The organism is Streptosporangium vulgare (assembly GCF_042428775.1).
GTDB classification, from domain to species: domain Bacteria; phylum Actinomycetota; class Actinomycetes; order Streptosporangiales; family Streptosporangiaceae; genus Streptosporangium; species Streptosporangium vulgare.
The window spans coordinates 48,854-68,032 of record NZ_JBHMBS010000001.1; the positions used below are offsets into that span (position 1 = coordinate 48,854).

The window sequence follows — 19,179 nt, forward strand, 5'->3', positions numbered from 1 at the left end:
GCAACTCGTCAAGGGGATCCGTCAGGGGATTCGGCCGGGAAAGGTCGGCATGAACGTCAGCAGTGGGAACGCGCAGGAAATCGACCCAGCGCTCTGGGAACGCCCGCAGATGCGCCAGGCTCTGGCCGCCCGCGACATGGCGACCGTGTACCGGTTACTCCAGCGGATCGGGGTCTCACAGCGTCACATCGCCGCCCTCACGGCCCAGTCCCAGTCGGAGATCTCCGAGATCCTCAAGGGCCGCCAGGTGATGGCGTACGAGGTGCTCGGCCGGATCGCCGACGGGCTGGGAATCCCGCGCGGCTACATGGGGCTCGCCTACGACTCCTCCTCCGCGGCGCTCGCCGGGACGGCCGCGGCCGAGCAGCCCGACGACCCCTGCGAGGACGAGCAGGTGCGCCGCCTCCTCGCGCACGCCGCGCAGGTGACCATCGGCACGACGGTCGGGGACGCCGAGGAGTGGGCCGAGCCGCTGCCGCCCACGGAGACGCCCGTCCCGTACCGCATCGGCATGGCCGACGTCGAGCAGATCGAGGCGGTGACCCGCACGCTGCGCGCCCTGGACTACCGGCACGGGGGCGGCGTCTGCCGTGACGCGGTGGTGGCGCAGCTGACCTGGTCGCAGCGGCTGCTGCGGGCCGCCTGCCCGGAGTCGGTCACCCTGCGGCTGCACCAGGCACTGGCCGACCAGCACAACCTCGCGGGCTGGACCTCCTTCGACGTCGGCCTCTACGGGGCGGCGAGAGGTCACCTGGCCCGCGCGCTGGAGCAGGCCAAGTACGCGAGGAACTCCTCGCTCGCGGCCAACGTCCTGTACCGGATGGGACGGGTCCACCTGCACTGCGACCGCATCCTGGACGCGCTGCGGTTCTTCCAGCTCGGGCAGATCTGCGCGCAGGACGCCAGCTGCGAGCGGACCGTGGCGATGCTCTTCGCCAACGAGGCGTGGGCCTACGCGCTGCTGGGCGACAGCGACCTCGCCCTCAAGTCGATCAACAGGGCGAGCGACGAGCTGGCCCGCGCCCGTGACCGCGAGTCGCCCGCCTGGGTGAGCTTCTTCGGCACCGCCGACCTCGACGCCACGAGCGGCATGGTCCACGCCGACCTCGCCGTGACCCACTTCGACAGCCACCTCGACATCGCCGAGCGGTTCCTCGTCGAGGCGCTCGGGCAGCGCGACCCGAGCATGGCCAGAAGCAGGGCCTTCGAGCTGACGGCCCTCGCGACGGTGCGGCTCAGAGCGGGGGACATGAGCTCGGGACTCGCCAACGGCGACGAGGCCGTCACCCTGGCGACCGAGATCCGTTCGGTGAGGATCATCGACCGCCTCGCGCCGCTGCAGGCCGTCGCCATGATGCGGGCGCACAGTGGCGACGCGCAGGACCTCGCCCAGCGGATCTCGGCGGTGCGCGCCGCATGACGATGACCACCGACCAGGCCGGCGGGCTCACTCGCGACCGGCTCCACTCGCTGCTGGCGTCGGTCTGCGCCCAGGCGGGGCTCGTGTCCGACGACGCCGAGCTGATCAAGTTCACCAACAACGCCGTCTTCCGCCTGCGGCGGGAGCCCGTGGTGGTGCGGGTCGCCGGATCCTCGGCCGCGCGTTCCCGCGTGTCGACGGTGGTGCGGGTCGCGCGCTGGCTCGCCGGCCACGACTTCCCGGCGGTGCGGCTGCTGCCCGGCTGCGAGCAGCCGCTCCAGGTGGAGGGTCACCTGGTCACCCTGTGGGAGGAGACCCCCGAGGTGGGGCCGCGCCCCGGCGGCGGCGACCTGGCCGCCGTGCTCAGGCGGCTTCACACGCTCGCGGACCCGCCGGTGGACCTGCCGGAGTGGACCCCGATGACCGAGGTCCGCCAGCGGCTGGACGAGCCGGAGGACCTGTCCCCGGGCGACCACGCCTTCCTGCTCGACGAGTGCGACGAGATCGAGGAACGGCTCGCCGCGCTCGACTACGTGCTCCCCGCCGGGGTCATCCACGGCGACGTGTTCATGGGCAACGTCATCGCCGGTCCCGGCGGGCCGGTGCTGTGCGACTTCGACAGCACGGCGATCGGCCCGCGCGAGTGGGACCTGGCCCCCGTCGCGGTCGGGCGCCTGCGGATGGACTATCCCTGGGACGAGCACACGCCGCTCGCCGAGGGCTACGGCTTCGACGTCACCCGCTGGCCGGGCTTTCCGGTCCTGCGCCGCCTCCGGGAGCTGAAGCTGGTCACCAGCGTCGTGCCCGTCCTGCGCAGCAACCCGGGCATCCGGCCGCAGTGGGAGCACCGCATGCGCAGTTTCAGATCCCGCGACCAGACGGTGAGGTGGCAGCCGTACCGTTGACCGGTTGTCGGGAAGCGACACCCGGTCAACGTTCGGGACGGTTTCCATGGGGGACATAGGGGCTGAACTCCCGGCCCTCGCTCGAAGGACATCGCATGCTCAGCATCGGCAAGCTCAGGTCCGCGGACCGTGCCCAATGGGAAAACCTGTTCCGCGGCTACAACGACTTCTACGGGCGCACCCTCACGCCCCAGTTGTACGACCGGGCCTGGAACGAGTTCCGGGAGGACGTCCGGATGCACGCCCTCGGCGCGCGGCTCGACGGCGAGCTGGTCGGCATCGCGCACTTCCTCATCCACTCCAGCACCACGGCGCTGGACGTGTGCTACCTGCAGGACCTGTTCACCGCGCCACAGGCGAGGGGCAAGGGCGCGGGACGGGCGCTGATCGGAGAGGTGACCGAGTGGGCCCGCGCCCGCGACTGCAGCCGGGTCTACTGGTCCACCCAGGAGACCAACACCGCCGCCCGGCGGCTCTACGACGAGGTGGCCGTGAACCGGGGATTCATCCTCTACCAGATCGACCTCCCGAAGGGTGGGGCCTGACCGGGACCGGTGACCGTGGGCGATCGGTCACCGTGTCCATGTGTTCCCGTGGTCGCGGTAATTCCCCCGCGTTCCCCGCGTTCCCCGCGTTCCCTGCGTTCCCCGCGCGAAGGCCGCCGATCTCCCGTGATCTCGCGATCCCGCCTCCTCACCGTCCGTCTCTTCCGTCATCTCCTCCCCTCCTCCCCCTCTTCCACTCTGCCGAGAAAAGGATTTGCGGCCCCCCACCCGGGTCAGCATGCTGGACGCCATGCTGATCAGAGACGCGACGTCCGGTGACTGGCCGGCGATCTGGGCGTTCCTCCGCCCGATCGTGGCCGCGGGCGAGACCTTCACCTGGGATCGCGACGTCAGCGAGGAGCGGGCCAGGGCGATGTGGCTGCTGGAGCCTCCGGGGCGCACGGTCGTCGCCGTCGACGCCGACGAAACCGTCCTGGGCACGGCCAAGATGAACCCCAACCACATGGGGCCCGCCTCCCACATCTCCAGTGCGAGCTTCATGGTCCATCCCGGTCACGCCGGACGCGGCGTCGGGCGGGCCCTGGGCGAGCACGCCCTGGGCTGGGCGCGCGCCGAGGGTTACCGGGCGATGCAGTTCAACGCCGTGGTGGAGACCAACACCCGGGCGGTTCGACTGTGGCGCTCGCTCGGTTTCGAGGTGCTGGCGACGTTGCCGGAGGGGTTCGACCACCCGGTCGAGGGCTACGTCGGGCTGCACATCATGTACAGGCCCCTCTGACCGTCCCCGTGCCGGTCAGCCGCCACTCACACCGGGGCCGTTCTCGGGCGCGTCGACCGGCGCGTCGACCGGCGGGACGACCGGGCCGGCCCGTCGGCCGCGTCGTCGGCCCCCCGGAACGACACCGAGGCACGGTGCCTCGACGTCCTCGATCGTCTCGGCGCGCCCATCCGCTCGGGGAGGGGGCGGCCGCTCGGCCGTCAGCTGGGCGAGCGCGAACAGCAGGAGCTCACCGCTGCCCCAGTCGGCGCGGTCGCCGCGGCCCAGCTCCACGACGCGCCGCATGACCTCGGCGGGGGTGAGGCCGAGCGCGGTGGCGATGTGTTTGGCGGCCTGCAGAAGCTCGTGGTCCCGGGCCCCCATCAGACCCTCCCCAGGGGGCCGCGGCCTCCGGGCGACGGGTGGATCGGAAGCGGTGGGGCCGCCGGGGCCCGATCGTGGGGTGACCCGCGCATCTCTCTGTCTCCTCGGCTCGGCGTTCGGAGGGCTGAGGACATGTTCTCCGACGGCATGCCTGCCGGTCCGGTCCTCCCGGTGACCGGTCCCGTGCCCGGACGCGGGACCGGGACGCGGGCCCGCGGCCGCCACTCCCGCCGCGGCGGATCAGGACACCCGGGACGGCGTGGCGGTCCACGTGTCGCAGGCGGCGGGGGAGACCGCCCGGCGGCCGCGCTCGAACCAGCGGAGCCGGTTGGCGCCGGTGCCGTGGGTGCGGTGGTAGCCGTCGTCGCCGCCGGCGCGGAGCGCGCCGGACAGCGCCTCCCAGTCCTGTTCGGTACGGGACAGCGAACGTCGTACGCTGCCCAGGAACACGCCCGCCAGGCAGTCGGCCTGGAGCTCGTAGCGGCGGCCGAGTTCGGCCTGGTGGGTGCGGTCGGAGCGGACGCGGGCCTCGTAGGCGGCCCTGACGCCGGTGAGGCTCTGCAGGTGGTGGCCGTACTCGTGGGCCGCCACCTTGAGGGGGTACAGGTCGGTCCGCCCCTCGATCCAGTAGCCGGTGAGCGGGAACACCAGCGTGGCGCGTTCGGTGCAGTAGAAGGCGTCCGCGTTGGCGGGCCAGCGCACTCCGCACACGCGCCGGGCCGGTTCCTCGTAGAAGCGGACCGTGGGCCTGCGGAACCTCAGCCCGGCGTGCGCGAGGTGGGCGGACCACGAGGTGTCCAGGCACCTCACGACCGCCGTCAGATACTCACGCGTCATCGGCACGCCCCTGTCGATGATCGGCGGCTCCTGGCAGGAGGTGGCCGCCAGCTTCCCGGTCCTCAGCAGCGGGTTTCCGGGCGAGGCGGCCTGCGCGACCCCGGAAGGCAGGAGGGTGAGACACACGGTCGCGAGGAGGGCCCACCGGGTGAGGACGGCGGACCGGGAGCCGGTGCCGGGCGGGAGGAGGCGCATGGTCGGACAGCATAGGACTCCCGGCGCGCCAGGCCGAAGACGGCGCCGGAAAAAGGGGAAGCGTGCGGGAGGAGCGGATCTGTAGGGTGCCGGCATGCTTTCGTCGCCTCGCCTGGAGAAGGTCACCCCGGACAACGTCGAAGCCGCCTGCGGGCTCCGGATACGTCCCGACCAGGAAGGGCTGGTGGCCCCGGTCGCGCGGTCGCTGGCCGAGGCGTACGTGCAACCCGAGATCGCCTGGCCGCGACTGGTCTACGACGGTGAGCACCTCGTGGGCTTCGTCATGGCCTTCTTCGATGTCCGCTTCAACCCGGACGACCCCGACGACCGGCTCCGCTCGGGACTCTGGCGGCTGAACATCGCCGCCGACCACCAGGGCCGGGGATACGGCCGCTTCGCCGTGGAGTCCGTGTGCGAGGAGATCAGAAGGCGCGGGCAGTCCCGCGTGACGGTGACCTGGGTGCCGGGGGAGCACGGTCCCGAGCGGTTCTACCAGCGGCTCGGGTTCCGCCTGACCGGGGAGACGAGCGGCGACGAGGTCGTCGGCGAGCTGGACCTGCCCGAGGTCTGATCACTGGGCGGACGGGTCCCGGTGCGGCCGAGGACGGGTCGGGCCGGCGGCGGTGCCCGCGCCGGTGGGAGCACCGCCCGATCTGTCGGAGGTCAGGGCCGCGAACGAGGTCAGGACCGTGAACAAGGCGTCGAAAGCGGCCGGGCAGGCGCGTTCGGACGGGGCGGCGAAGCCGATCAGCAAACCCTGCGGACGGCCGGCGGGGTCGTGGTGGAGTTCGGTGAGACCGCGCAGGGCGAGGCCGTGGTCGGCACACCTGGTCAGGAGCCGGTCCTCGGCGGGGCCGTCGGACGGCAGAGTGACGAGGGTGTGCAGTCCGGCGGGGACCCCGTGGGCGGTGAGGCCGGGGAGGGCGGCCACCCGGTCGAGGAGGAGCTCGCGGCGGCGGCGATAGCGCAGGCGGGCGGCGCGGATGTGGCGGTCGTAGGCGTGAGTGGTGATCAGGTCGGCGAGGACGAGCTGGCCCAGGGTCTCGGTGTACAGGTCGGCCCGCTGTTTTGGCCCGTACCATCGGTCGCACCAGGTGGGGCGGCAGGACCATCCAGGCCAGGCGGAGGGCGGGGCCGAGGGTCTTGGACGCGGTGCCGCAGTACACGACCTGGTCGGGAGCGATGCTCTGGAGGGCGCCGACAGGCTGGCGGTCGTAGCGGTACTCGCCGTCGTAGTCGTCCTCGACGATCAGGCCGCCCGTGGAGCGCGCCCACGCGGCCAGTGTCCGGCGGCGGCCGGGACGCAGCGGAACGCCGGTCGGATACTGGTGCGAGGGGGTGAGGAACACCGCTCCCTCGCTCTGCGTCAGTTCCTCCACGCGGGCGCCGTGTGCGTCGACGGGCAGGGCCTGGACGGTGAACCCGGCGCGCCGCACGACGTCACGGTAGACGTTGTGGCCCGGGTCCTCCACGGCCACGGTGCGCGTGCCGCCCGCGGCCAGCACGCCACCGAGCAGGCCCAGGCCCTGGTGGTAGCCCGAGGTGATCACGATTCGATCCGGGGTCGTGATCACGCCGCGGGTGCGGCCCAGGTAGCCGGCGAGCGCTTCGCGTAGCTCGATCCGCCCCTGTGGGTCCCCGGCGCCGAAGACCTCGGGGCGGGCGTGGGTGAGGACGCGGCGGGTGGAGGCGAGCCAGGCGCGGGTGGGGAAGGCGCTGAGGTCGGGGAGGCCGGGGCGGAGGTCGTGGCGGGGAGCCGTCGGCGCGGGTGCGCGTCGCGCGGGGGCCTGGGTGTGCTGTGACACCTCGGCCACCCTGGTGCCCGATCCCGGACGCGCGGTCAGGTAACCCTCCTCGACCAGCTGGTCGTAGGCGGCACTGACGGTGCCCCGCGAGAGTCCGAGTTCCCGGGCCAGCCCGCGGGTGGACGGCAGCGGCGTCCCGGCGGTCAGGCGCCCCTGGTGAATCGCCGCCCGGAGCGCGGACTCCAGGCCGGAGCGCCGCCCGCCCGTGACGTCGAGGGGCATGTACAGGTCCAGTCGGGAACTGGCCCAGGAATTCGACATGAAACCGGATCTTATTCCTGGTCCGCCTGCCCTCTACGTTCGAGGTGAGCCCGGACGAGGGCATGAGCGTGAAACGGGTCACCGCAGTCGGGACCGGTTCGCCGACGCCGGTTCGAGGGGCGCCGGTTCGAGGGGCGCCGGCCGGTTCGAGGCTGCCCGGCCGTCCCCGCTCACATCCCGCACACCACGACGAAGGGACCCCAGGGATGATCGTGATCGCCCATCTCAGCGACACCCACATCGACAGCGGGCAGCGCAGCGCCGAGCGCACCCAGGCTGTCATGAACTACCTCGAAGACCTCCCCTACGACGTGGACGCCGTCCTGGTCACCGGTGACATCGCCGATCACGCCCTGCCGGCCGAGTACGAGCGGGCCCGCCAGCTGCTGACCTCCCGGCACCCGGTCGTGACCTGTCCCGGCAACCACGACGAACGCGCCGCGTTCCGGCGGCATCTGCTCGGGTGGCCGGAAACGACGAAACCGATCAACCAGGTGCACCACGCGGCCGGCGTCGTCATCGCCCTGTGCGACTCCTCCGTGCCGGGCAAGGACGAGGGCTTCCTCGAGGACGAGACGCTGGAGTGGCTGGAGGACACCCTGGCCCAGGCCCCGGCCGGGGTGCCCGTCCTGGTCGGCTTCCACCACCCGCCGGCTTCGCTGCACATCCCCTTCGTCGACGGCATCGCCAGTTCGGGGCGGAGCGGCTCGCCGCGATCGCGGACCGCCACCCCGGCCTCACGGCCTTCCTGTGCGGCCACGCCCACACCTCGGCGGTGACCACCTTCGCCGGACGGCCGCTGCTGGTGGCACCGGGAGTCGTCTCCACCACCCGGCTCCCCTGGGAACACCGGGCCCACCCCGAGGACCACGTCCACCTCGACCAGCCGCCCGCGCTCGCCTTCCACGTCCTGGACGACGAGGGACGGCTGACCACCCACTACCGGTATGTCGGTCACCGGCCCCGTGGCCACAGAGCCTGAGCCCCCGCCGACCGCGCCCTGAGTGAGGACCGGCGGCCGGATCGCGGAAACGCCGACGGCGCCGAGCCGGGCGGGACCGTCCCCGTGTGGCGGTGGATCGGCGACGAGGGCGCGACGGCTTTCAACCGCTGACGCTCAATTCGGCCGTAGCAGTTCGACGAGTCCCGGGGCGATATCCGGGAATTTCCGGTCCGCGGTGAGTAGCGCGTCGGCTCCCGCCTCGCGGGCGGTCGCGATGATGAGGGCGTCCGGTATTCGAATCGTCGGGTCCGCGGCCCTGAGCGGGACCGCACTCTCGGCCGTCGCCTCGTCCACCTCGATGATCCGATCGATGGCGGCGGCACGGAACGCCCCCGGCATCCTCTCGGCCTCGGCGCCCCTGCGAACCGCGCCGACTCGCAACTCGCCCCAGGTGATCACGGAAAGTCGGCCGCCTGTCGTCGGTGTCGGCCGGCCAGGAGACCGGCGTGTAAGAGAGCCGGGCGAGGGCGCGGGCCGGGTGACGCCGACGCCTCGCGGAAAGATTCAATGAACATTTTCGTCGAATAGGTAAATAGACAATAAAGACTCTTTTGGGTGAGCATACGTAGCATCATGCTCCTGGGTTAGAACTCAATCGATCTAGGAGTAACCTCCTGTGGCACTTCCCCGGCTGCGTCGGCTGATCACGGCCGCGAGTCTGTCGCTGATGGTCGCGGTGACCATGACAGCACTGCCCCCCAGCACAGCGAACGCCCTCTCGTCCGACGTCGTCATCTCCGCCGTGTACGGCGGCGGCGGCAACTCCGGAGCGGTTTTCAAGAACGACTACATCGAACTGGCCAACCTCACCGGCAGCCCGATCGACGTCTCGGCCTGGAGTGTCCAGTACGCCTCGGCCGCGGGCGCCGTCTTCCAGCTCACCAAGCTGACCGGCAGCATCCCCGCGCACGGCAGGTACCTCGTCCAGGAGGCCGCGGGCGCCGCCGGCACCGTCTCGCTGCCCACCCCCGACGACATCGGCACGATCCCCATGTCGGGCACCTCCGGCGTCGTCGCCCTGGTCACGAGCCAGACCCCCCTGGTGGGTTGCGGCATCTCCTGTTGGAGCGCTCCGAACGTCAAGGACCTGGTCGGTTACGGCGCGACCGCGAACGTCGAGACCCTCGCCGCTCCTGCGCTCACCAACACCACGGCCGTCGCCCGCACCGGAGCGCTGACCGACACCGACAACAACGCCGCCGACTTCGTCTCCGGCGTGCCGAAGGCCACCAACTCCGCGGGCACCACGGTCACCGCGGGCGACCCGGGCGACCCGGGCGACCCGACCCCCGGCACCAGACGTATCCACGACATCCAGGGCGCGGGCCGGATCTCCCCGATCGTCGGGCAGAACGTCACGAACGTGCCGGGCATCGTCACCGCCGTCCGGGTGACGGGCAACTCGCGCGGCTTCTGGTTCCAGGACCCCTCGGCCGACGCCGACCCCCTGACCAGCGAGGGCCTCTTCGTCTTCACCGGCTCGACCTCGCCGACGGTCGTCATCGGCGACTCCGTCCTGGTCTCCGGCCGCGTCACCGAGTACCGCCCGGCCACCGGCGCGCAGACCCTCACCGAGCTCGGCGGCACGATCAACACCATCAGGCTCACCGGCGGCAACGCGCTGCCCGCGCCCGTCCCCGTCGCCTTCCCCGACGCCTTCACCAAGAGCGGCAGCCTGGAGGCCCAACCCCTGGAGCCGTCCTCGTACGTGCTGGACTGGCTTGAGGTCCACGAGGGCATGCGGATCACCGTCGCCCAGGACACCCGGCTGATCAGCCCGGTCAACACGGCGTTCTCCGAGCTCTGGGTGACGCTCAAGCCGGGCCAGAACCCGACCCCGCGCGGCGGTACCATCTATTCGGGTTACGACGCTCTGAGCAGCGGCCGCCTGATGATCCTCTCGCTGAACGGCGCGCCCGCCGCCAACGTCGGCTCCACGCTGGCCGCCGGAACCACCGGACCGCTCGACTACCAGTCGTTCGGCGGCTACGTCCTGCAGGCCACCCAGCTCGGCGCGATCACCGAGGGCGGCCTCAAGCGCCAGAAGGTGCTCCCGCCGAAGAAGCAGGGCGACCTGTCCGTCGCGACGTACAACGTCGAGAACCTCGCCGCCACCAACCCGGCCGCCAAGTTCGCGCGGCTCGCGGAGGCGGTCGTCGACAACCTCGGCAAGCCCGACATCCTCGCCCTGGAGGAGATCCAGGACAACAACGGCGCCACCGACAACGGCGTCGTCGCGGCCGACCAGACCGTCGCGAAGTTCATCGCGGCGATCCAGGCCGCGGGCGGACCCGCGTACGACTGGCGCTCCGTCGACCCGAACGACGGCACCGACGGCGGCGAGCCGGGCGGCAACATCCGCCAGGTGTTCCTGTTCAACCCCGCGCGCGTGACGTTCGTCGACCGCCCCGGCGGCGACGCCGACACGGCCGTCTCCGTCGTCCGCGAGCGGCCGACCAGCAACCAGGTCTCCCTGTCGGTCTCACCCGGCCGGATCGCCCCGGCCAGCGACGCCTGGGCCTCCAGCCGCAAGCCGCTCGTCGGCGAGTTCCTCTACGACGGAGACAAGCAGCTGTTCGTCGTCGCCAACCACTTCAACTCCAAGGGCGGCGACGCCCCGCTGACCGCGGCCGTGCAGCCTCCCGTCCGGAGCTCCGAGGTCCAGCGCGTCAAGCAGGCCACCGAGGTCCGCGACTTCGTCAAGGACCTCTCCGTCAAGAGCGCGGGCCGCGCCGCCGTCGTCGTCCTGGGCGACATCAACGACTACCAGTTCAGCCCCACCCTGCAGACCCTCACCGAGAACGGCACCCTCCTCAAGCCCCTGATCGACACCCTCCCCGCCGACCAGCGCTACAGCTACATCTTCGACGGCAACTCCCAGGTCCTCGACCACATCCTCATCAGCCCCGCCATCAAGGGCTACTCCTACGGCGTCGTCCACATCAACGCCGAGTTCTCCGACCAGGCCAGCGACCACGACCCCCAGGTCGTCCGCATCCTCACCGGCTGCAACGTCGACCCGCTCCCCACCCGCTGCCGCCCCGGCAGCCCCGTCGTGGACGAGTGACCCCATGAGAAGCGCCCGTCCCCCCTGGGGGACGGGCGCTTCTCGGTCACATCCGGGCCTCGCGGCCGGTGGGTCAGCCGGTCCAGCCGGCCGGGTTCGAGCACGACTCGCGGGAGATCTTCGACCCGGTGTCCGGGAAGCTCCCGTAGCGCTCGTTGTGCAGGTGGGCGAAGAAGTAACACATCCTCCCGCACTCGGCGTCCCGCACCGCCTTCTTCGGGTCTTCGGCCACCGCGGCGTAGAAGTCGCGGCCCAGCGCGACGACGAAGCCCCGTGCGTACAGGAAACCGTCGTCGGAACCGCCGGTGACCGCCTGGATGTCGGCGCGGTCGATGTCGTAGAGCTTGCGCTCGACCACCCGGTCGAAATTCGTCAGTTCCTCCGCGGACAAACCCTCGCCGATGGAGCCGAGGTTGTTCAGGAACTCCTTCAGGGAGGCTTCGACCACGGCGAGCGGCCGGCCGTGAAGGTCCTCGCCGGGACCGGATGCCCGGCGGGTCAGCGCCTGCCGTGCCTCATCGACCTCAGCCCCCAGCGGTGCCCAGGCCGCCTCCACCAAATCCCAGAAGCCTTCTTCGTCCCTCGTCGTGTTCAAGCTCTTCTCCACCCCTCATGACCAACTTCGCGATTCGTACCGCTCACAGAACCAGAAGGCACCGACAACCGGTTCCCGTTCGGCGAGGGCGCAGGTGTCCTACCGGCCGGGCATGCGGGGAAACGCGGCGTCGAACCGGTCTGGGGGATCCTCCCACTTTGCCGGAGTTGGTGTTGAGAGTCCCCCGCCTTCTCCGTTGGGCGCTGCGAGACACGGATGTATGAGCCCTTCTGGAATCAGCAGTGGTTCATGCGATATCCACGTATAAGCTCGTTTAGTGGTGCTTTCAGGGCTTCGACGTGAGATGGTGCTCGCCGCCATTGACGAGTTCGACGAGCTGGGCCGTGACGCCTTCCTCAAGCTGTACGGCTACCGTCCCGCCATCGGTTACTTCCTCCTTCACGGCGGCAGGCGGTACGACTCCAAAGCGATCGCCGGAGTCGCCCATCGGGGAGTCGGCGGCAGGCCCCTGCGTCCCGACGAGTTCTCGGGTGGAAGCGCCACCGTTGCCCGGGTGCTCGGCGATCTGGGCTTCGAGGTGACGGAACCGGGGCAGACTGCTGAGGTGCCCTCTGTCGAAGAGCTCCTGCGGAAGGTCGAGTCGCTCAAGCCCGCCGTGTCTCCCGCGACCGGCGCGCAGAAACGGCACCAGCCCCTGACCCTGCTCTGGGCGATCGGCCGCGCGGCCCAGGGCAAGCCACGTCTGCGGCGGTGGGAGAGCACCTACCGCGAACTCGGGCGGCTCATCGAGGAGTTCGGTCTCGAGGAGGACCGGCCCAACCCGGAGTTCCCCGTGCTGTGGCTCCACCACCACGGCCTCTGGGACCTGCCCGGCCACACCGACGTACCGGCCGCCAGCGGTCGGCCCGCGCAGCAGTGGATGAAAGAGCGCCAGCCGGACAGCGGCCTGCGGCCGTGGGCGTACGAGATCGTCACCGACCGGGAGGACATCCGGGCCCGGATCGTCGTGAGGCTGCTCAGCGCGTACTTCCACGGCGTCGACCACAACAGGCTTCTCGGCAGGGTCGGGCTGGACGCGATCTCCTCCCCGACCAGTCGTCGCGAGGCCGTCGTGGAGCGCGTCATCCGCGACTCCCTGCTCGCCGACCAGGTCAAACGCGCGCACGACTTCCACTGCCAGATCTGCGGCGACCGTCTCGCTCTCCACCGGGGCTTCTACGCCGAGGGAGCTCACATCCGCCCGCTCGGAAAACCGCACAACGGCCCCGACGAGCCCGGCAACCTGCTCTGTCTCTGCCCCAACCACCACGTCCTGCTCGACCGGGGCATGGTCACCATCCAGGCCGACCTCACGGTGACGGACACGGCGTCCGGCGCCTCACTCGGCGACCTCCGGGTCACCGAGAACCACGAGATCAGCCAGGATCACCTGGACTACCACCGGCAGGTCATCGCCAAGCGGAGCTGAACCGAATTTCTCCCCCTCTCCGCGCCGAGCCGGCGACGGACGTCCATGACCCGCTGGTCCGCGTTGCCGAGGAAGTCGGCGGGGCGCTGTCCTAAGAGAACGGCTGGGGGTCGGCTCGGCTATCGCTGGTCGCACGAGTCACAGGCGCCGGTCGAAGGAAGCTGCATGGAGCAGCGGGGACAGATCCGAGGAGGGCTCTCCGGGCGTACGCGCCGGCGTTCGACGGCGGCCTGATACAGCGGGGCGAGCGCGGGAACGCCGCCATCAGCGGGCAGGGCGGCACCGAAGCGCCGGTAGCACTCCAGCCGAGCGCGAGCGGCGTGCTGCTCACGCTCCGGAACGCTTTCCGCCGGTGGCTCTCCGGCGACCTCAAGGACCTCCTTGTAGCCCTCGCCCACCATGCCGTCATCGGTGCGCACCACCAGGGCGGTGAGTTGCGGGTCGCCGCGGCGATGAGCCTCCCGGACCACCTTGCTCAGAACGGTTCCTATCCAGTTGTGGAGCAGAGTCCTGGTCCGGATGCCCGTGCTCTCCTGAATCCTCTCGGCGAGTTCCTTGTAGGTGATGACCGCGCGATAGGTGCGTGCCACATCAACGAGCAAGGGGTAGGCCTCACGGGCCCAGATCTCCCGAGCCTCCGCCGCCGTCACGGGAGTGCCGTCAGATACGCGCCAATAGCCATGTTGCACCATGCATGGTTCTCCGGAGTTCGCCGTGCGTACAGTCGTCCGGCGTCATCCTTCCGCGCGCCGCGCGAGTGCGCCATGAACTTGCTTGAGCTGTCATCGACCGGCCACGTGGCGCGGGCCATCGAAGCCCTGCTCTCGTTTTCCAGGTACAGGTCAGGTGTTGCCGCTTCGTGGTGAGTGCCTGGACTTCAGGCTCGTACGTCTGGGGCGGAGGGATTCTTTTGCCGGGACGACCATGAGGACCGTCGCTTTCCAGCATGGCGGGACGGGGAGACCGGCGTCCCGGACGAGAGTGGGATCAGGTCCGTGGACGCCGGCCTCCGTGTACGGTCCATGCCCGGCACGGGGGAGCCGTCGGCGTGGACCGGCTCCGGGGTCGGCGAGGATCGGGGGACGATCCCGGCCGTCCGGAGGTCGGGGAGTTCAGGGCCGGTGCCGCTGGGTGGGGAGGTCGAACCAGACGACGGTGCCGAGTTGGCCGGTGCCGCACAGGCGGGTCCACTGGGTGCCGCAGCGTCTGTGGGTGAGTTCGGCGACGATGCGCAGGCCTCGGCCGCCGAGTTCGAGGTCGTCGAGGTGTTCGGGGACGGGCAGGGGGCGGTACAGCAGGTGCTCGATGAGGGTGGTTCCGGCTCCGGCATCGACGACCTCGGCCCTGACCGGAAGGCCGTGGTCGTGCAGGAGGCGTAGCTCATAGGGGCCGGGGGCGTAGCGGATGGCGTTGGTGACCAGCTCGGAGACCACGATCTCCAGCTCGTCGAGCACGTCGGGGTCCAGGATCAGTTTGGCCAGCTGGTCGCGGAACAGCTCTCGGGCGCGCCGGGCCGCGTTGCCGGGAGGTAAGCACCACGCGGTCATCCGGAAGCGGTTGTGGGGTCTGCCGTACTCGCCGGGGTCCGGAACACGCTCGATGAGCATCGTCGCTCCTAACGGGTGGGGTCGGGGCAGCCTTGCGATCAGGCCGGCAGATACTCGGGCGGGCCCGCTCGGGTTTCGCCCCGGCGAGAAAGCCTGAGGTCAACGGTGTTCTCAGGAGCGGAGTGCGCACAGGGGACGCTTCCACGAAGAGGGCGAACAAAGCAGACAGTCATGTCTTTGTGTGACTGCTCGAACACTTCCTGCTGTCACGCCTCGATGATGCAGGGAGGGATACCCCTTGGGCAAGCTATTCCTATAAGAAAGGCTTTCCTCTGGAGAGGATGGCATTTCCTCGGCCCGTCCCGCGCACTACGCTCCCCACGAGGAAGGAGGTGGCCATGCCCGTCGAACCCACGCCGCGACGCCGACGCCTGGGCGCGGAACTCAGGCGCGTCCGCGAGGCCCTCGGCTGGACCCAGGAGGAAGCGGCCGGTCACCTCGGCTACCAGTCCCTCTCGACGGTCAGCAAGATCGAGAACGGGCTGCAAGGGCTCAGGATCCAGCAGCTCCCGCACTTCTTCGAGGTCTTCGGCATCACCGACCCCGCCCTGAGGGAAGAACTCCGAGACCTCGTACGCCGGGCCGGTGAAGCCGACTGGTGGCAGCGTTACGAGGGTGTGGTCGACGACCCACTCGGCGACTACCTCTCCCAGGTGGAGAACGCCGATGCCCTGTTCGTCTTCAACCCTCTCGCTGTCCACGGTCTGCTCCAGACCCCCGAGTACGCCCGCGCGGTGACCGAAGGCAGCCGGGTGTGGAAGACCCCCGAGGACATCGATCACTTCGTGGCACTGCGGCTGGAGCATCAGCGCACCACGCTGGAGCGCCGATCTCCGCTGAAGATCTGGACGGTGCTCCCCGAGGGCCTGCTACGTCAGGAGGTCGGCGGACGGGCCTGCATGCGCGCCCAGATCGAACACCTGATACACCTCGCCCGCACCAACCCCGCCGTCACGATCCAGGTCCTGCCATTCTCCGCCGGAGCCCACGCGGGAATGGACGGCCCGTTCATGCTCATGTCGTTTCCCACCGGCCGCGACCTCGTGTGCATCGAGTCCCTGCGCGCCTCCCTGCACCTCAACGAACCAGAGACCGTCGATCTCTACCGCACCACCAGCGACCTGCTGAAATCCGACGCGCTCTCCCCGAAGGCATCGATACCGCTCCTCACCGCGATCGCCAAGGAATCCCCCTCATGAACAAGCACGCCCTCGACCCGGACTGGGTCGAAACCCAGCTCCACGACGCCCGCTGGCACACCAGCAGCCTCAGCAGCGGAGGCACCAACTGTGTCCAGATCGCCTTCCTGGATCGGGGCATCGTCGCCCTGCGCGACTCCAAGAACCCGGACAAGGCTCCGCACCTGTTCACCGACGCCGAGTACGACGCTTTCATCGGAGGCATCGAGCGCGGCGAACTCCGACGTCCCTGAGCCGTGAGCTCATCCGGGGTGTCGGCGGCCACATACGCGCGTCCCAGGGGCTTCTCCGAGCGGGCTGCGGATCTCTTCCCGTGGCGGCGGGTGGCGGCGCTTGAGGAGAACCGGGAAGTGGCGGCGGTGAGCTCACGCCGCGACGCGGGCACGTGGGGTTTCCCTCTGTCGGGCGTTCGCCGCGTCGGCATGACCAGGCGGGTCACAGGAGATCGCGTACGTACTGGATGAACGCGAACCACTGACCCGGCCGGGTTCCTCTGTACCCGTTGTGCTCCAGGGTCAACTTCAGGGTCTTCTTGAGCGGGTGCGGTGACTGCATGATGGCTTCGTTTCGCTGCGCGAGCCTGATCATTTCCGCTTGAGTGGGCGGCCGGTTGCTCTTCTGGCCATTGCACCATGCGTGTGTGGGGGCCAGGTTCCAGACCGCGTCCAGATCCGGTGCCGCGCCCCTGCCCGCGGGGCGGAGAAGCCTCATGAACGAGTAGGGAAACACGTGGTCGACGGCGATGGCGTCGGCGTCCGTGTTGATGAGTTCCGCGCAGATCATGCAGAGACCGTGCTGGAAGCCGATGACCGCGTCCGTGACGCCGGTGACCGATCGGCGGCGCTGCCTGTCGGTGATCTGCAAGGTGGTCATGTCCACGGCGACACCTTCATCGATCAGGCTGCGGCCGACCCCGGCGGCGAAGGACGTCTCCACGATGCTCCATCGGGCTGACAGCTCGCCTCGCAGAGTCGTGATCTGCTCCGACCGGGCGATGTCGCGGAGTTCTCTGCTCAGCCGGACGACCTGTTCGTGAGAGCGGCCCGTCACCTCGTAGAAGCGGTGCGGCACCTCGGCTCCTTCGCCGCGCAGGTTATGGAACTTCCGCATCACCATCCTGGGCATGGAGTCGACAGCCGCCGCCAGCAGTTCTTCGGTGGGACTCCCGAGCCTGAGCGACTCCGCGGCCTCTCGTCCGGCCACCGAGAGGAAGTCCTTCTCTCCCAGTTCGTCCTTCTGGGATACCTGTGGCGCCTGGCCGAGATGCCGTACCAGCCCCATCGCGTACGGCACCGCCAGGTCCCGGAGCGGGATCTCCGACCGGTCTTCGGCGGCGGCGTCCAGGAGCGCGGTGCCGAGGGCGAACTTGTAGGTACGGCTGTTCGCCCCCATCAGCACGGCCATGCGCCACGAGGACCGTGGGCTCCGTTCCCAGTGAGGGAAATTCATACGCCGCCACCCTTGGTGTGTATTTGCCGAAATACAGGCTATTTTCACCGCTCATGTAGGAAGCGCGCACGCAGAAGGAGCCCGATAGTCTCTGGGGCTGCCGCAGGAAGCTGTGCGGGTAGAGAGGGGCGATCCGACGTGGGGAAACTCGTGCGGGACAGGATTCCGGAGATCATTCGGGAGGGTGGCGGGGAGCCGGTGGTGACCGTTCTCGGAGACGCCGCCTATCGCGAGGCTCTGCTGGAGAAGCTGTTCGAGGAGGCGGCGGAGTTGCGCGAGGCTCCGGCGGACGGGGTGGCGGAGGAGATCGCCGACGTGCTCGAAGTCCTGCGGGCCGTCGCGCATGTCCACGGGTACGAGTGGTGGGACATCGAGAAGGTCGCGGAGGTCAAGCGCGCGGAGCGGGGGGCTTTCCTCGAACGGCTCCACCTCGAAGGGTGAGGGTGACTCGCCGGCGATGACGTCACGGAGCGCACGGCTGGGGATCGTCGTCGAGGCCCGGTCATTCGAAGCCTGGTCAGTCTGAGCCCGGCCAGTCTGAGCCCGGTCGCTCGGCGGCGATCGCGTCGAAGCGGGGTGCGTCGGTGGCGTGCCCCCAGCGGCGGCACTCCCAGGCCAGGCGCCGGGCGCGGAGCCGTAGCGCGACGGGGGTGCGGTCGGCGGGACGTGGGTGGCCCGCCGACCGGATTCCTGTCCCGAGCGGGGCGTCGGCGCGCAGGACCTCCTCGGCGGCCGAGGGGTCGCCGGCCAACACCCGCAGGAGGGCGCGGCGTACGTAGCCGAAGTCGTCGTTGGGACAGCGCGCGATGTGTTCCTCGGTCGCCGCGTGCGCGTCGTCCAGCCGGTTCCGCGTCAGGAGCAACTCGACGCGCAGGCGGTACAGCCACGACCTGTCGAGCCACCAGCCGTTCCGCGGGATCGCGTTTTCCACAACGGTGAGGGCGTCGGCGGTCCTACCCTCCTCGCGCAGGAGCACGGCCTCCGCGAGCGCGAGGCGTACGGCTTCGTGGTCCCCCTCGGCGCCGACCGCGTGGGCCTGGGCGAGGAGGTCGCGGGCGTCGCCGTCGCGGCGTTCGTAGAGGGCGAGGTAGGTCCGGCGGGCCAGCCGCAGGACCTTCACCCCCGGCTGCTCGTCACCGTCGGCGGGCGGCGGCGGGAGGAGGCCGAGCAACCGCCGGTCGACGCTCCAGCCGGTCTCGTCGCGCACGGTGTCCTCGATCCGCTCGCTCAGCACCTCGCGCAGCGAGACCTCCAGCCAGTCGTGGTACCACTCGCCGAACGACCCGGCCTGCGGGGCGAGCGCCTCGCCGACGCATGTCCAGTCGCCCCAGACCTGGCCCGCGGCGAAGCCGTTGACGACCAGGTGGGAGCGGTAGCCGCAGCCGTGCTCGGCGACCGGCAGCAGTCCCTGGAAGGCGGCTTCCATGGCCTCGTCGTAGCCCTCGTCGTCCGTGGGCGGCTCCCACTCCTCCGTGAAGGGGAACGGGCCGAACCGTGTCCAGGAGCCGTCCGGCCGCACCCCGTGCACCCCGTAGTACGGGCCGGCGCCGCCGTTGCCGAGCCGGGTCAGGAACGTGCGGTAGTCGGCGGGAAGGCGTACCCCGATCCGCGTCTCGACGTCCTCCAGCGTGGCCTCGTCGAGCGGCGGCTCGAACCGGTAGCGGTGCTCGCGGGCGCCGAAGAGGTCGAGGTCCGTGTCGTACTCGCGGAGCGCGTCGACGCCGCGCCGGATGACGTCAAGATCCACAGCGGCACCCTAC

General features: G+C 70.2%; 21 protein-coding genes and 1 pseudogene. 12 read left to right on the forward strand and 10 right to left on the reverse strand.

Going from position 1 to position 19,179, the window contains the following annotated elements; all coding sequences use genetic code 11:
• Positions 1 to 49: 49 nt before the first annotated feature.
• From ACFFRH_RS00225 to ACFFRH_RS00240, 4 genes are all read left to right on the forward strand, one after another.
• A complete protein-coding gene (locus tag ACFFRH_RS00225) occupies positions 50 to 1,420 on the forward strand; it encodes a helix-turn-helix domain-containing protein (RefSeq protein WP_386153058.1) in 1,371 nt (456 codons plus the stop codon).
• A complete protein-coding gene (locus ACFFRH_RS00230; RefSeq protein WP_386153062.1) occupies positions 1,417 to 2,325 on the forward strand; it encodes a phosphotransferase enzyme family protein in 909 nt (302 codons plus the stop codon). The genes ACFFRH_RS00225 and ACFFRH_RS00230 overlap by 4 nt, the downstream gene beginning before the upstream one ends.
• Positions 2,326 to 2,420: 95 nt before the next feature.
• Positions 2,421 to 2,870, forward strand: coding sequence for a GNAT family N-acetyltransferase (locus tag ACFFRH_RS00235; RefSeq protein WP_386153065.1), 450 nt, complete (start codon positions 2,421 to 2,423; stop codon positions 2,868 to 2,870).
• 250 nt (positions 2,871 to 3,120) lie between these two features.
• The gene (locus ACFFRH_RS00240) at positions 3,121 to 3,609 is read left to right on the forward strand and encodes a GNAT family N-acetyltransferase (RefSeq protein WP_386153069.1); all 489 of its coding nucleotides are present in this window, start codon (positions 3,121 to 3,123) and stop codon (positions 3,607 to 3,609) included.
• Between the two features lie 15 nt (positions 3,610 to 3,624).
• On the opposite strand, the gene ACFFRH_RS00245 is transcribed toward ACFFRH_RS00240, so the two are convergent.
• The gene (locus tag ACFFRH_RS00245) at positions 3,625 to 3,972 is read right to left on the reverse strand and encodes a hypothetical protein (protein ID WP_386153072.1); all 348 of its coding nucleotides are present in this window, start codon (positions 3,970 to 3,972) and stop codon (positions 3,625 to 3,627) included.
• Between the two features lie 240 nt (positions 3,973 to 4,212).
• A complete protein-coding gene (locus ACFFRH_RS00250; protein ID WP_386153075.1) occupies positions 4,213 to 5,004 on the reverse strand; it encodes a neutral zinc metallopeptidase in 792 nt (263 codons plus the stop codon).
• A gap of 94 nt (positions 5,005 to 5,098) precedes the next feature.
• Here ACFFRH_RS00250 and ACFFRH_RS00255 point away from each other — a divergent pair, with 94 nt between their 5' ends.
• Positions 5,099 to 5,575, forward strand: a complete 477-nt coding sequence (locus ACFFRH_RS00255) for a GNAT family N-acetyltransferase (RefSeq protein WP_386153078.1) — start codon at positions 5,099 to 5,101, stop codon at positions 5,573 to 5,575.
• On the opposite strand, the gene ACFFRH_RS00260 is transcribed toward ACFFRH_RS00255, so the two are convergent.
• Positions 5,576 to 5,935: a hypothetical protein gene (locus tag ACFFRH_RS00260; protein ID WP_386154277.1), complete on the reverse strand. Its 360-nt coding sequence runs from the start codon at positions 5,933 to 5,935 to the stop codon at positions 5,576 to 5,578.
• Between the two features lie 193 nt (positions 5,936 to 6,128).
• Positions 6,129 to 7,070 (reverse strand): annotated as a pseudogene (locus ACFFRH_RS00265) (aminotransferase-like domain-containing protein); the annotation flags it as partial.
• Between the two features lie 206 nt (positions 7,071 to 7,276).
• Between ACFFRH_RS00265 and ACFFRH_RS00270 the strand changes: the two are divergent.
• Positions 7,277 to 7,849: a metallophosphoesterase gene (locus ACFFRH_RS00270; RefSeq protein WP_386153081.1), complete on the forward strand. Its 573-nt coding sequence runs from the start codon at positions 7,277 to 7,279 to the stop codon at positions 7,847 to 7,849.
• The gene (locus ACFFRH_RS00275; protein WP_386153084.1) at positions 7,846 to 8,052 is read left to right on the forward strand and encodes a hypothetical protein; all 207 of its coding nucleotides are present in this window, start codon (positions 7,846 to 7,848) and stop codon (positions 8,050 to 8,052) included. Before ACFFRH_RS00270 ends, ACFFRH_RS00275 begins: the two co-directional genes overlap by 4 nt.
• 135 nt (positions 8,053 to 8,187) lie before the next feature.
• On the opposite strand, the gene ACFFRH_RS00280 is transcribed toward ACFFRH_RS00275, so the two are convergent.
• The gene (locus tag ACFFRH_RS00280) at positions 8,188 to 8,472 is read right to left on the reverse strand and encodes a PIN domain-containing protein (protein ID WP_386153087.1); all 285 of its coding nucleotides are present in this window, start codon (positions 8,470 to 8,472) and stop codon (positions 8,188 to 8,190) included.
• Between the two features lie 217 nt (positions 8,473 to 8,689).
• On the opposite strand from ACFFRH_RS00280, the gene ACFFRH_RS00285 reads away from it, so the two are divergent.
• Positions 8,690 to 11,140, forward strand: a complete 2,451-nt coding sequence (locus tag ACFFRH_RS00285; protein WP_386153090.1) for a DUF8508 domain-containing protein — start codon at positions 8,690 to 8,692, stop codon at positions 11,138 to 11,140.
• A gap of 73 nt (positions 11,141 to 11,213) precedes the next feature.
• On the opposite strand, the gene ACFFRH_RS00290 is transcribed toward ACFFRH_RS00285, so the two are convergent.
• Positions 11,214 to 11,735 carry a DUF4240 domain-containing protein gene (locus tag ACFFRH_RS00290; RefSeq protein ID WP_344748326.1) on the reverse strand — a complete coding sequence of 174 codons (522 nt, stop codon included), beginning with the start codon at positions 11,733 to 11,735 and terminating at the stop codon, positions 11,214 to 11,216.
• Positions 11,736 to 12,012: 277 nt separating this feature from the next.
• Between ACFFRH_RS00290 and ACFFRH_RS00295 the strand changes: the two genes are divergently transcribed.
• Positions 12,013 to 13,164 (forward strand): HNH endonuclease, encoded by a 1,152-nt coding sequence (locus ACFFRH_RS00295; protein ID WP_386153094.1) that lies wholly within the window; start codon positions 12,013 to 12,015, stop codon positions 13,162 to 13,164.
• Positions 13,165 to 13,283: 119 nt separating this feature from the next.
• On the opposite strand, the gene ACFFRH_RS00300 is transcribed toward ACFFRH_RS00295, so the two are convergent.
• Together ACFFRH_RS00300 and ACFFRH_RS00305 are read right to left on the reverse strand one after the other, a co-directional pair.
• Complete coding sequence (locus tag ACFFRH_RS00300) at positions 13,284 to 13,754, reverse strand: hypothetical protein (protein ID WP_386153097.1); 471 nt, start codon at positions 13,752 to 13,754, stop codon at positions 13,284 to 13,286.
• A gap of 522 nt (positions 13,755 to 14,276) precedes the next feature.
• Positions 14,277 to 14,771 (reverse strand): ATP-binding protein, encoded by a 495-nt coding sequence (locus ACFFRH_RS00305; protein WP_344748329.1) that lies wholly within the window; start codon positions 14,769 to 14,771, stop codon positions 14,277 to 14,279.
• A 338-nt stretch (positions 14,772 to 15,109) separates the two neighbouring features.
• On the opposite strand from ACFFRH_RS00305, the gene ACFFRH_RS00310 reads away from it, so the two are divergent.
• Positions 15,110 to 15,970 carry a helix-turn-helix domain-containing protein gene (locus tag ACFFRH_RS00310; protein WP_344748331.1) on the forward strand — a complete coding sequence of 287 codons (861 nt, stop codon included), beginning with the start codon at positions 15,110 to 15,112 and terminating at the stop codon, positions 15,968 to 15,970.
• Positions 15,967 to 16,203, forward strand: coding sequence for a DUF397 domain-containing protein (locus ACFFRH_RS00315; RefSeq protein WP_344748332.1), 237 nt, complete (start codon positions 15,967 to 15,969; stop codon positions 16,201 to 16,203). Before ACFFRH_RS00310 ends, ACFFRH_RS00315 begins: the two co-directional genes overlap by 4 nt.
• A 202-nt stretch (positions 16,204 to 16,405) precedes the next feature.
• On the opposite strand, the gene ACFFRH_RS00320 is transcribed toward ACFFRH_RS00315, so the two are convergent.
• On the reverse strand, positions 16,406 to 17,374 hold the full coding sequence (locus ACFFRH_RS00320) for an HNH endonuclease family protein (RefSeq protein WP_344748333.1): 969 nt from the start codon (positions 17,372 to 17,374) through the stop codon (positions 16,406 to 16,408).
• A 246-nt stretch (positions 17,375 to 17,620) separates the two neighbouring features.
• On the opposite strand from ACFFRH_RS00320, the gene ACFFRH_RS00325 reads away from it, so the two are divergent.
• Positions 17,621 to 17,860, forward strand: coding sequence for a nucleoside triphosphate pyrophosphohydrolase (locus tag ACFFRH_RS00325; RefSeq protein WP_344748334.1), 240 nt, complete (start codon positions 17,621 to 17,623; stop codon positions 17,858 to 17,860).
• Between the two features lie 76 nt (positions 17,861 to 17,936).
• Here the strand turns inward: ACFFRH_RS00325 and ACFFRH_RS00330 are convergent, their stop codons facing one another.
• The gene (locus ACFFRH_RS00330; RefSeq protein WP_344748335.1) at positions 17,937 to 19,166 is read right to left on the reverse strand and encodes an SMI1/KNR4 family protein; all 1,230 of its coding nucleotides are present in this window, start codon (positions 19,164 to 19,166) and stop codon (positions 17,937 to 17,939) included.
• Positions 19,167 to 19,179: the final 13 nt, after the last annotated feature.